The sequence below is a fragment of the Nocardioides sp. genome (genome assembly GCF_050699375.1).
In the GTDB taxonomy this organism is placed as follows: Bacteria; Actinomycetota; Actinomycetes; order Propionibacteriales; family Nocardioidaceae; genus Nocardioides.
The window spans coordinates 1-11,943 of record NZ_JBOHDN010000142.1 but is presented as its reverse complement, the minus strand read 5'-3'; the positions used below and the strand labels follow the sequence as shown (position 1 = coordinate 11,943).

11 protein-coding genes and 2 tRNA genes are annotated in these 11,943 nt (G+C 68.0%); 1 reads left to right on the top strand and 12 read right to left on the bottom strand.

Translation table 11 applies throughout. The features are described 5' to 3' along the window. Positions 1-115 precede the first annotated feature (115 nt). The 5 genes from ACRDPS_RS10530 to ACRDPS_RS10510 form a co-directional block, all read right to left on the bottom strand. Complete coding sequence (locus ACRDPS_RS10530; RefSeq protein ID WP_431501582.1) at positions 116-1,060, bottom strand: hypothetical protein; 945 nt, start codon at positions 1,058-1,060, stop codon at positions 116-118. A gap of 116 nt (positions 1,061-1,176) precedes the next feature. Continuing rightward, positions 1,177-2,469 (bottom strand): ATP-dependent Clp protease ATP-binding subunit ClpX, encoded by a 1,293-nt coding sequence (gene clpX / locus ACRDPS_RS10525; RefSeq protein ID WP_431501581.1) that lies wholly within the window; start codon positions 2,467-2,469, stop codon positions 1,177-1,179. Between the two features lie 100 nt (positions 2,470-2,569). After that, complete coding sequence (locus ACRDPS_RS10520; protein ID WP_431501580.1) at positions 2,570-3,175, bottom strand: ATP-dependent Clp protease proteolytic subunit; 606 nt, start codon at positions 3,173-3,175, stop codon at positions 2,570-2,572. A gap of 4 nt (positions 3,176-3,179) precedes the next feature. After that, a complete protein-coding gene (locus tag ACRDPS_RS10515; RefSeq protein WP_431501583.1) occupies positions 3,180-3,788 on the bottom strand; it encodes an ATP-dependent Clp protease proteolytic subunit in 609 nt (202 codons plus the stop codon). 153 nt (positions 3,789-3,941) lie between these two features. Continuing rightward, positions 3,942-4,952, bottom strand: coding sequence for a hypothetical protein (locus tag ACRDPS_RS10510; protein ID WP_431501579.1), 1,011 nt, complete (start codon positions 4,950-4,952; stop codon positions 3,942-3,944). Positions 4,953-5,161: 209 nt separating this feature from the next. On the opposite strand from ACRDPS_RS10510, the gene ACRDPS_RS10505 reads away from it, so the two are divergent. Further along, entirely contained in the window at positions 5,162-5,923 is a 762-nt protein-coding gene (locus tag ACRDPS_RS10505) for a zinc ribbon domain-containing protein (protein ID WP_431501578.1), read from the top strand. 109 nt (positions 5,924-6,032) lie between these two features. On the opposite strand, the gene tig is transcribed toward ACRDPS_RS10505, so the two are convergent. From tig to ACRDPS_RS10470, 7 genes are all read right to left on the bottom strand, one after another. Next, the gene (gene tig / locus ACRDPS_RS10500) at positions 6,033-7,439 is read right to left on the bottom strand and encodes a trigger factor (protein WP_431501577.1); all 1,407 of its coding nucleotides are present in this window, start codon (positions 7,437-7,439) and stop codon (positions 6,033-6,035) included. A gap of 68 nt (positions 7,440-7,507) precedes the next feature. Continuing rightward, positions 7,508-7,580 (bottom strand) — tRNA-Pro (locus tag ACRDPS_RS10495). 36 nt (positions 7,581-7,616) lie between these two features. Next, positions 7,617-7,690 (bottom strand) — tRNA-Gly (locus ACRDPS_RS10490). A 130-nt stretch (positions 7,691-7,820) separates the two neighbouring features. After that, positions 7,821-8,897: a PP2C family protein-serine/threonine phosphatase gene (locus tag ACRDPS_RS10485; RefSeq protein WP_431501576.1), complete on the bottom strand. Its 1,077-nt coding sequence runs from the start codon at positions 8,895-8,897 to the stop codon at positions 7,821-7,823. Between the two features lie 66 nt (positions 8,898-8,963). After that, complete coding sequence (locus ACRDPS_RS10480) at positions 8,964-9,824, bottom strand: Fpg/Nei family DNA glycosylase (protein WP_431501575.1); 861 nt, start codon at positions 9,822-9,824, stop codon at positions 8,964-8,966. 7 nt (positions 9,825-9,831) lie between these two features. Next, positions 9,832-10,350 carry a ribose-5-phosphate isomerase gene (locus ACRDPS_RS10475; protein ID WP_431501574.1) on the bottom strand — a complete coding sequence of 173 codons (519 nt, stop codon included), beginning with the start codon at positions 10,348-10,350 and terminating at the stop codon, positions 9,832-9,834. Between the two features lie 1,146 nt (positions 10,351-11,496). Beyond that, positions 11,497-11,943 (bottom strand): HNH endonuclease signature motif containing protein (locus ACRDPS_RS10470; protein WP_431501573.1); only part of this gene is annotated, 447 nt, incomplete at its 5' end.

Below are 11,943 nucleotides of genomic sequence, written 5' to 3'. Positions count from 1 at the left end.
GCCCCGGACCGCTGAGCGGTCCGGGGCCTGCTTCGTCCCTCACCTCGGCCCAGCGCCCCGGGGGGATGCACTCGGCCGGTCACTCTGGCGTGGTGCTGGTCGCCCCGAGTGATCCTTAGTGCGCCGACTCCTCGGCGCAGGTCTTCTCTTCCTCGCTGTCCTGGCGCGGCTCCCCCTCGACCGGCGCACCCGAGGTCTCATCCTCGGAAGGCACGTCTGCGGAGTCCTCGCCTTCGGCTGCGGGCGATGACCCTACCGGTGACTTCGGCTCGACGCACGCCTCCGCGCAGTCGGGCGTGGCGTCGTCCTCGTCCCGCGGCTCGGACGTCTCATCCGACTTCTGGTCCGCATCGTCGGGAGCAGGCAGGGTCTCCGGTTCCTCGGTGTCCTCTGCACCAGGCTCGCAAGCCTTGTCTTCGGGCGATCGCTCGGGCTCAGAGCGCCGTTGGTCCGAGCGCCGCTGCGGCGGCCGCGGCGCCTCACCCGCGGAGATCGTCTCGTCCTCGACCACCGGAAGGTCCTTGACCGGGACATCGGCGCCGGCGGCGATCAGCTGCCGCAGGAACATGGGCACCGACTCGTCGAGAGGCCTCGAGTCCTCGGCGGAGACGAACGGCCAGATCATCGGCGCCATGATGCCCGGAACCGGGCCCACGGACGGTAGGAGCGTCGGCGGTGCGGTCTCGCCCGGGTCGTCACCCGGGTCGGCCGGCGTCGTCGGGTCGGCCGACGGTGGCGCCTCGGGTGTGTCGGACGGGGCCGGCGCTGCGGGTTCCTCATCGGGCGTCGGCTCACCCTGTTCGTCCGGCTGGGCCGGCTTTACCGCCCGGTCCCCGTCGGTCTTCTCGTCAGCACCGTCACCCGTGCCCGGGATCGTGTCCACACCGGAGACGTCAGGTGTCGGCGCCGGGGGAACGACCGTGAACTCGGCCTGGCCCGAGAGCGTACGCGGCACCCGATGCAACGAGGACACATCAGGGCTCAGTGTCTGGACGAGCACGAGCAGTCCGACGAGGACAACGGCGGCATAGGCCAGCGCCGGTCCCCTCTGGAACCTCACGTGGCCACGACCCTACCGGGATACCGAGACGGAGATGTACGGATGATCATCAGTGCGCATTCTGTCCGACCGACCGGGCTGACACGCAGCCAAGCGGCGAAAATGACCCAAACGGACTAGGCCGACTTCTTCTTCGTTTCCTTCTCGCGAGGAACGAGTGTCGGCATCTCGCCGTCCTGGACGACGGCGCCGTTGACGATCACCTTGCCGACGTCGGCGCGGGAGGGTACGTCGTACATCACGAAGAGGAGGACCTCCTCAATGATCGCCCGCAGGCCGCGGGCACCCGTGCCGCGCTCGAGAGCCTTGTCGGCGATCGCGGTGATCGCGTCCTCGGTGAACTCGAGGTCGACGCCGTCGAGGTCGAAGAGCTTCTGATACTGCTTCACCAACGCGTTGCGCGGCTCGGTCAGGATCTTGACGAGGGCGGCCTGGTCGAGCTTCTCGACGCTCGCGATCAGCGGCAGCCGGCCGATGAACTCAGGGATCAGCCCGAACTTGGTGAGGTCCTCGGGACGCACCAGCTTGAGGAGGTCCTCGGCCTCCTTCTCGGCCTTGCCACGCACCTCGGCGGTGAACCCGAGGGTCTTCTTGCCGACCCGCTGCTCGACGATGTGCTCCAGACCGGCGAAGGCGCCGCCCACCACGAAGAGGATGTTGGTGGTGTCGATCTGGATGAACTCCTGGTGCGGGTGCTTGCGGCCGCCCTGCGGCGGCACCGAGGCGGTGGTGCCCTCGATGATCTTCAGCAGGGCCTGCTGCACGCCCTCGCCGGAGACGTCGCGCGTGATCGAGGGGTTCTCCGCCTTGCGGGCCACCTTGTCGATCTCGTCGATGTAGATGATGCCGGTCTCGGCCTTCTTGACGTCGTAGTCGGCGGCCTGGATCAGCTTGAGGAGGATGTTCTCGACATCCTCGCCGACGTAGCCGGCCTCGGTCAGGGCCGTGGCGTCCGCGATGGCGAAGGGAACGTTGAGCATCCGGGCCAGCGTCTGCGCCAGGTAGGTCTTGCCGCAGCCGGTCGGACCGATCACCAAGATGTTGGACTTGGCGACCTCGACCTGCTCCTCCTTGGCGTGCTTGCCGGGGCCCTGGGGACCGCCGGGCTGCAGGCCGGCCTGGACGCGCTTGTAGTGGTTGTAGACCGCCACCGCGAGCGACTTCTTCGCCTGCTCCTGGCCGATGACGTAGGAGTTGAGGAAGTCGAAGATCTCCTTCGGCTTGGGGAGGTCGGCGATCTCCACCTCGGAGCCCTCGTTGAGCTCCTCCTCGATGATCTCGTTGCAGAGATCGATGCACTCGTCACAGATGTAGACGCCGGGACCCGCGATGAGCTTCTTGACCTGCTTCTGGCTCTTCCCACAGAAGGAGCACTTCAGCAGGTCACCTCCGTCGCCGATGCGTGCCACGAGTGGCCTTCCTTCCCCGACTTGTACTACTGGATCCGAATAGTTAGTGACGGTACCCCGCGCCGCGCCTTCAGTGTGGGAGCGGCGCGGGGCCCGATGGTCAAACGAGAGCGGGCGTCTTGAGCGACTCGAGCACCGAGTCGATCAGGCCGTACTCAACCGCCTGCTCGGAGGTGAGGATCTTGTCTCGCTCGATGTCCTGGCTGACCTCCTCCAGCGACTTTCCGCTGTGGTCGGCGATCATCTTCTCGAGCAGCTCACGCATCCGCAGGATCTCGTTGGCCTGGATCTCGATGTCCGAGGTCTGGCCGAAGGTGCCCTCGGTGTAGGGCTGGTGGATCAGGATGCGGCTGTTGGGCAGCGCCATCCGCTTGCCGTGCGCGCCCGCGCCGAGCAGGATCGCCGCGGCAGAGGCGGCCTGACCGATGCAGACGGTCTGCACGTCCGGCTTGATGAACTGCATCGTGTCGTAGATGGCGGTGCATGCCGTGAACGAGCCACCGGGGCTGTTGATGTAGATCGAGATGTCCTGGTCGGGGTTCATCGACTGCAGGCACAGCAGCTGGGCGATGACCGCGTTGGCGACATCGTCGCTGATCGGGGTGCCCAGGTAGATGATCCGGTCCTCGAAGAGCTTGGCGTAGGGGTCGATCCGGCGGACGCCGTACGACGTACGCTCCTCCCACTGCGGGATGTAGTAGTTCATGTCCTCAGTCCTTCTTGTGGGCGGGTCGGCCCTCGTCGGAGGCTTCCCGGGCACTCCTGATGACCTGGTCGACCAGGCCGTAGTCGAGTGCCTCGGAAGCGGTGAACCAGCGGTCGCGGTCGGCGTCGACCGTCACCTGGTCGACGCTCTGGCCGGTGTGCTCGCTGATCAGCTCGAGCAGCACCTTCTTGATGTGCAGCGACTGCTGCGCCTGGATCTTGATGTCGGAGGCGGAGCCGCCCATGCCCGAGGAGGGCTGGTGCATCATGATCCGCGCGTGCGGGAGCGCGTAGCGCTTGCCCTTCGCGCCGGCGCAGAGCAGGAACTGCCCCATCGATGCGGCCAGACCCATGCCGACGGTCGCGACGTCGTTGGGGATGTAGTTCATCGTGTCGTAGATGGCCATGCCGGCATCCACCGAGCCACCGGGTGAGTTGATGTGGAGGAAGATGTCGGCCTCCGGGTCCTCCGCGGAGAGCAGCAGGAGCTGCGCGCAGATCGCGTTCGCGTTCTGGTCGCGGACCTCGGAGCCGAGGAAGACGATGCGCTCCCGCAGCAGTCGGGTGTAGATGTTGTCGTCGAGAAGGCTCAGACCACCGCCGTTGCCACCCAGGCTCGGGGAGAGCCCTGGGGCACCGGCGTGAGCGTCAGCCGCGCTGGAGTCGATGTTCACAGGATCGACACTAGCCTCCACAGCCAGTTGTTCCACGGCTGGTGTGCCGTTGTTCGCCGACGGCGTATTCCGCGGGCCGCGACTCAGCCCGGGTCAGGCGAGCCAGCGCAGCAGAGCGTCGTGCACCGCAGGGTGGTTCGACAGCGGCGTGTCGGCCGTCGACAGCGTGAAACGCTCCGCCGTCGGGAACAGGTCACGGACCCGTCGCGACCGCAGCGGTGTCTTGTGCCGCCACCACAGCATCTCCCCGAAGAGTCGACCGACCCGGTGGGGACGCGAGGTCGCCTTGTCGGTGACCAGCAGGTAGTCGACGTGCGGGCGCGGCGGCAGCATCGCCTCGTCGGCCCCGACGACCGCGATCCCCGCCAGGTGCTCGTCGATCTGCTTGCCGACACCACCCGAGATCGGGGCCGAGGTCACCGCGTAGGGCGTTGTGCCCAGGGCGATGAGCTCGGAGACGTACGTCGTCCACGGCCGTGCCCCGGAGGTGGCCACCCCGAGGGCGTTGCGGGCGACCAGACCACCACCGGCGTAGCCGACCAGAACGATTCGCGGCGATCCGGCAGCATCGATGCGCGGCTCCGCCGCGAGGGCGTCGACGCACTCCTGGATCCGGCTGCTGAGTGCCACCGCGGCGGGCACCGACTTGCTGCCCGCCGACACGTTCATGTGCAGCGGCATCCAGCCGAGCAGCTCGGCGAGGCGGTCCGCGTACGTCGCGCCGGTGGCCCGGGAGCCCTCGTCCCAGATGTCCTCGTCTTTTCCGGCCGGCGGGATCAGGACCAGGATGCGGGGGTTCGTCTCGCTCCGTCGCTGTGCTGCGACCCACTCGCGCGGGCTGACCGTGCGTCCCTCGTGGCGGACCGCGACGGCGGGCCTGGAGTCGGCGTTGGCCACACCCCTGATGATCGGCGCGGCCAACGCCAGCGGCGCCGTGAACGGGCGACGGGCGAAAGCGGTGATGCGCCAGGCGATCTTCGCCAGCCCGACCAGACCGGCGACCTTGCCCTGGCCGCGATCGAGGTGCTCCGCGGCGCCCGGGTCCACAGGAGCGTCCTCGACGTTGAGGACCACGGCGCGAACGGTCTCAGGGGTAGAGGTCACGCTGGAAGGGTAGGGCCTGCGGCCCCGAGACAGGAACACCTGTGCGACCTTCGCGCATGTCGGGTGTCTCAGATCACTTCGGCGCCGACCATCTTCCGTAGGTTTGCGTTCACTCGCGATTATGGTGTCTGTGAGGCTGTTGTTACTGGTGTTGCGTGACGATAACGGTCTTGACGGGTTACCGTCGTATGGGGAAGGGGGTAAGCCGAGTGAACGACGAGAAGGATTCCCAGTGCCCGTCGTGCGGTGACGCGGTGCTGCCCGGTGCCGTCTACTGCATCGGTTGCGGCGCCCTGCTCCTCACACCCCCGCAGCAGGAGCGTCCCCTCTTCGTGGACGAGGTCAGCGACGAGTCGGCCGCGCCGCGCAGCGTTCGGGGGGCCCTCTTCGGTCCTCCCCCGCCTCAGGCCCAGCCACACTCTGCGGAACCGGGCAAGGGCCGCACCGTGCCGATCCTGGTGATGATCGCGGTGCTGGTGCTCATCGCCGGTGTGCTCGGGTTCATCTTCGGCAAGGACGGGATCGGGCCGGCCCAGTCCGAGGCAGGTCCCCCGGAGAGCCCCACACCGACCACGAGCGAGCCGCCGGTGGATCGGGACGCACCGCCGGAGACGCAGCTGCTCCGGATCTCGCGGTCAGACACCGAGGCGGCGACCAAGCTCATCGGCACCTGGATCCCGCAGCTCGCCGCCGTCGGCGCGGGCGACGGCGGCGACGCAGACTGGAACAAGGCGCTGGCCCGCTACCAGAAGCTGAAGGACAGCCATCCCGACGTGCTGCTCCTCGACACCGGCGAGTGGCCGAGCTCGTATGTGAAGGCGGGGATGTACGCCGTCGTGGTGCCATATCCCGGCGAAACCTCCGCACCCGCGCTGGAGTGGTGCGTGGAGCAGGGGCTGTCCCGGACCGACTGCGCCGCCAAGCGCCTGGAGGTCTCGGGCGACCCGGCGGACAACTACGACGCGCAGTAGTCCGGCGATCGCTTCGCGGCTCGCGAGCTCGCCACGCGCTGGGCTCGGGGATCCGGCAAAACGACAGCGCCCCTGCCCTATTCGGGCAGGGGCGACGTACGTCTGATGATCAGGCGTCAGCCTTCTCGGTCTCCTCGGGAGCCTCATCGGAGACCTCGTCGGTGGCCTCGACCTCGGGCTCGTCCTCGCCGATGGTGCCGTCGGGACGGAGGTTCTTCAGCTCGACGGTGTTTCCGGACTCGTCGGTGACCGTGGCGGCCTCGACCAGCTGGGCGAGCGCCTTGCCGCGCAGGATCTCCTGGACCAGCTCGGGCACGTGGTTGTGCTCGAGCATGTGGTTGACGAACTCCTGCGGGTCCTGGCCGGACTGCTGCGCGCGGCGCATCATGTGCTCGGTCAGCTCCTGCTGCTCGACCCCGATCTCCTTCTCCTTGGCGATCTGGTCGAGGATCAGCTGGGCGGCGACGGCGTCACGAACGCGGCGGTCGAGGTCAGCCTCGAACTCCTCGATCGTCTGGCCCTCGTCCTCGAGGTACTTCTCGAAAGTGAGGCCGGCGTAGCCGAGCTGCTGCTCGATGCCCTCGCGGCGCGCGGTGAGCTCGTCGGCGACGATGCTCTCCGGCAGCGGGATCTCGATCTTCTCGAGGAGCGACTCGAGCACGGCGTCACGGGCGGCAGCGGCCTGCTCGAGGCGCTTGCCGTTGCCGAGGCGCGTGCGTACGTCCTCCTCGAGCTCCTTGACCGTGTCGAACTCGCTGGCGAGCTGGGCGAACTCGTCGTCGTACTCGGGGAGCTCCTGCTCCTGCACCTGGTTGACGGTGACGTTGACGTCGACCTCCTGGCCGATCAGCTCACCACCGACGAGGGTGCTCTTGAAGTCCTTCGACTCGCCGGCGGAGAGCCCGCCGATGGCCTCGTCGAGACCGTCGAGCATGCCGCCCTTGCCGACCTGGTAGCTCATCCCGACAGCCTCGGCGCCTTCGACGTCGTCGCCGTCCTTGGTGGCCTTCAGGTCGATGACGACGAAGTCACCGTCGGCCGCGGGACGCTCGACGTCCTTGAGGGTGCCGAAGCGCTCGCGCATCGACTGGATCTGCTCCTCGACGTCCGCGTCGGGAAGCTCGATGTCGTCGACCTTCGCCTCGATGCCCTCGTAGTCGGGCAGCGTGATCTCGGGCTTGACGTCGACCTCGGCGGTGAACTCCAGAGCCTCGTTGTCCTCGAGCTTGGTGACCTCGATCTCGGGCTGCGCCAGCGGCTCGAGCGAGTTCTCCTGGAGGGCGTCGAAGTACAGCTGCGGGAGGACGTTGTTGACCGCCTCGGAGAGCACCGCGCCGCGGCCGACCTGCTTGTCGACCACCTGGGGCGGGACCTTGCCGCGGCGGAAGCCGGGGACGTTGATCTGCTGGGCGATCTGCTTGTACGCCGCGTCGAGGCTCGGCTTGAGCTCCTCGAAGGGCACCTCGACGGTCAGCTTGGCCCGGGTCGGGCTCAACGTCTCGACGGCGCTCTTCACAGGGTGTCTCCTGTCGTTTGGTTCATAGATGATGTCGCGTGCAGGGGCTTTGAAATTTCAGGGAGATGTCGGGGCGACAGGACTCGAACCTGCGGTCTCCTGCTCCCAAAGCAGGCGCGCTAGCCACTACGCTACGCCCCGTCAAGGGACCCTCCCCAATCTGCGGGCGGGGCCTCTTGGAGCGGATGACGGGAATCGAACCCGCGTAATCAGTTTGGAAGACTGAGGCTCTACCATTGAGCTACATCCGCGCATGCGAGAGCCAGGCCCTCGTGCAACCTGCGAAATCCTGCCACAGATGTGGCTCACACCTGTAACCGGCTCCCCTACTGACCAGTTGGAACGGCTCGGATCGAGCGGCTCAGGCGGGCGACAGCGGGCTCATCTTCTCCCGACCGCGACGAGGGCGCGATCGTCGGAGCTGGCGCTCAGTCCTTCGAGCAGCCGACGCGCTCCCCCACCACGGCCGGTGACCGCGAGGTGGTCGGCGGTGGCGACCAGGTTGCCGATGCCGTGCTCGAGGTCGACACCCGGCGCCTCCACGACACCGTCGGTGTAGAGCATCACCATGTCCCCCAAGCCGAGCACCCCATCGCAGGCGCCGAAGTCGACGTCGTCGATCAGCCCCAGCACCGGGCCGTCACTCGCGGCCTCCTCCCAGCGTCCGGTGGACGCGCGGCGCACGAGCGCGGGCGGGTGGCCGGCGGTGCGGATCTCGTACGCCCCGGTGCTGAGGTCGATCGAGAGGTAGACCGCCGTCGCAAAGCCCTCCTGCCAGTCCTGGCGCAGCAGGTAGCGGTTGGCGGCGGGCAGGAACTCGGCGGGAGGGACGGCGCCGAGGAGACCACCGAAGGCTCCGGAAAGCTGGAGTGCCCTGGTGCCGACGCGCTCCCCCTTCCCCGAGACGTCGACGACCACGATCTCGAGCCGCGTGTCCGCCCGAGCGGCCACCACGAAGTCACCCGCGAACCGGGTGCCACCGGCGGGAAGAACGGCCGAGTCGGCGAGCCACCCCGTCGGCATCGGCGGGATCGCGCCCTGGTCGAGCTTGTGGGTCAGGTCGAGCAGCATCAGCTCGTCGCTCAGCCCGCCCACCCCGAGGTAGGTGCGGCGCATCGCCACGAACAGCACGATCGCGCCGAGCGCGAAGTGCACGGCGATTGCCGCGAAGTCTCGGTCGGAGAGCGTGAGCCGGCTGGCGGCGACCACGATCATCACCATCACGAAGACGACGAACCAGCTCAACGTACGCGGCCCGAGCAGCACCGCACCGAGCAGCAACGGCACGGTCAGGACGGCAACCGGCACCCACTGCAACCAGCTCGTCTGTGCCGCCGCGAAGATCGTCAGGACGATCGTGACCAGCCCGAGCCAGAGCACGGTGCGCAACTCGGGATCGCGCAACCTGCGGCGAATCGCGTTGCTCCGCATCCGCTCTGCGAAGGCATGGCTCGACATGGCCTCACTCTAGGTCTCGAGGTGGGAGCTGCGTGGTCGTTCTTGCAGGCCGGAGCGTAGTCCCGGCTACTTCTTTACGGTCGCTCGGGGACGGTAGGCACGCTGGCACCTCGGGCACCAGAACAGGTTGCGCTGCTGCAGCTCGATGGTGCGTACGTTCGTGCCGCACACCAGGCACGGCTGGCCGTTGCGGCGGTACACGTAGACCTCGCCGCCATGATCGTCCTTGCGCGGAGGACGACCCATCGCCTCGGGCGTGTGCTCCTCACGGACGGTGTCGATGCGGTTCTTCTCGACCCCGTCCTTCATGAGCTCGACCAGATCGTCCCAGATGGCGTCCCAGTGCTGCCTGCGCAACGTGTTGCCCGGACGCATCGGGTCGAGCCGGTGCCGGAAGAGCACCTCGGCCCGGTAGACGTTGCCCACACCGGCCAGGACCGACTGGTCCATCAGCAGCGCACCGATCGTCGTGCGGCTCCGACTCACCCGCGCCCAGCCGCGGCCCGGATCGGCGTCGTCGCGCAGCGGGTCGGGGCCGAGCTTCGCGACCACCGCGTCGCGCTGGGCCATCGTCACCAGATTGCAGGTGGTCGCACCCCTCAGGTCGGCGTACGTGCCGCTCCCGGCGGTCGAGCCTGCTGAGACCAGCCGCAGCCTGACCTGGCCCACCGCAAGCGGCACCTCCGCGGCGTACGCCTTCAGGTCGAGCTTGCCGTAGAGACCGAGATGGATGTGGACGAACTGCTCCCCCGGAAACTCCACGAACAGCTGCTTGCCCCACGCCTCGGCGCCGGTGACGACCTGCCCGTCAAGGAGCGCGGCGGAGTCGGCGAACCGACCCTGCGGGCTGCTGACCCGGACCTGCTCACCGGCGAAGGCGTCGGTCAGGTCGAGAGCGAGACGATGGAGCGTGTGCCCCTCGGGCATCGCCGGATCAGTCCTGGTCCTCGGCGGGCCCCAGGCCCTTGGCCGAGTCGGGCAACGGCGGGCGCACGCCGTCGGTGTCGTAGGTGTGAAGCTGGCCGATGCGGCGTACGTGCCGCTCGTCCTCGCTGAACGGCTCCGCCAGGAAGATCTCGACGAACCTCGTCATGTCCTCCAGGCTGTGCATCCGTCCGCCGACCGCGACCACCTGAGCATTGTTGTGGTCCCGAGCGAGCTTGGCCGTCTCCTCGCTCCAGGCGAGCGCGCACCGGATGCTTGTCACCTTGTTGGCCGCCATCTGCTCACCGTTGCCGGACCCCCCGATCACGACCCCGAGGCTGTCGAGCCCCTGGTCCCGATCCCGGGCAACCCCCTCGGCCGCCCGGATGCAGAAGACCGGATAGTCGTCGAGAGCGTCGTAGACGAAGGGTCCGTGGTCGACGGGCTCGTAGCCGAGCTCGTTCAGACGCGAGATGAGGTGGGACTTGAGTTCGAGACCGGCATGGTCACAGCCGATGTGGACGCGCATGTCCTCATCCTCTCTCACCCCCTCCGGATCCTCGGTTTTGGTATCCGGCTCCGGCCTGGCGAGAAGTCGTAGATGTCGTACGGGGCAGTGCTGCGACGCTGCCGGCTGCTAGCTCGTGGTGCTGTTCGCCGCCGCGCCTAACCTGGAGGTGTTCTCGCTGATGACAGGGTCGGCGGCGGGGTTAGGCGCGGCGTTCTTGGTTGTGCACAGGCTTGGGATGATGGCTGTTGTCGGCCTCCGGGGAAGGTGGGTCGGGGTCGACTACGACAGAAGGTCCGACCTCGTGAAACTCTCACAAGCTCCGGCCCGTGCCTGTTCCTGCGTCCGCGACCGGTGGTCGACCCTGTAGAGACCACCGTAGGCTCCTGGCGCCGATAGGTCGGTCTCCCTGGAATCGCCGCTGACCACCGGTCCAAGATGCCGCATCGCGCTACCGCCTCGACCGAGCACGCCCAGGCACGACCGTGAGGCGCCGAGGTCCAGCGGCCGACGCCCAGGCACAGGACTGAGTCGCCGGCCCGAGTCCCCAGCCCGAATCCCAGCCCGAATCCCGGCCCGAGTCCCCGGCCCGAGTCCCCAGCCCGAGTTCCCAGCCCGAGTCCCCAGCCCGAGTCCCCAGCCCGAGTCCCCAGCCCGATGCACCGGATTCCAGACACCGGGTTCCAGACACCGGGTTCCAGGCCCGAGCTGCGGGCACCGGAGTCCAGGCGACGCCGAGTTGCGGGCACGGGCTGCGGGCACCGCGCGCGAGGGCGCCGGGCTGAGAGCGCCGGGCTGAGAGCGCCCGACTGAGAACGCCCGACTGAGAACGCCCGACTGAGAACGCCCGGCTGAGAGCGCCCGACTGAGAGCGCCCGACTGAGGACGCCGGGGTGAGGACGCCGGGGTGAGGACGCCGGGGTGAGGGCGGCTCTCTAGGCGATCGTGACCCGGCCACGCAGGTGCTGGACAGCGATGTTGCCGAGGGGATCGTGACCGCAGCCTTCCGCCGCAGAGAAGGGCCCGTTGACAGGCGTGTCTACGCGCCGCTGCAGGGCGTTTTCGACATGGACGGGGTGGTGGAGTTGGTCCGTGCGTGGCGAGGTGCGGGCGTCCGGCATCACAGGGCGGGAGCAGAAGTGAGGGTTGTTCTCGACCAGTGTCGGTCTAGGGACGTCGGGTGAACCTGATCGTGCCGTCGGGCAATCGCTCATGAGTGAACTCCGGAGCATGAGCCAACCGGTGGTGATGGGGACACAACAGGACCCCGTCTTTGAGGTCTGTCTTTCCGCCGAGTGCCCAGGCGTTGAGGTGGTGGGCGTCGCACCATTCCGGTGGCATGTCGCAGCCTTCGGCTTGGCAGCACTTCTGCTGGAGCCGGAGCGCCTTGCGTTGGATCGGTTGGAAGAATCTGCTGGAGCGGCCGGCGTCGAGGACCTGACCGTCGCTACCGAGGACCCAGGGGATGATGGTGGCGTTGCAGGCCATCTTCCGGGCCTCAGCAGCCGAGATCGTGTGCCCGTTGGTCTCGTCGAACCCCAACGTCGCGGTGCCGAGCTCTTTGCGGAGCTCCTCGAGGGAGATCACCACGTTGACCACGGTCGCATCCCCACC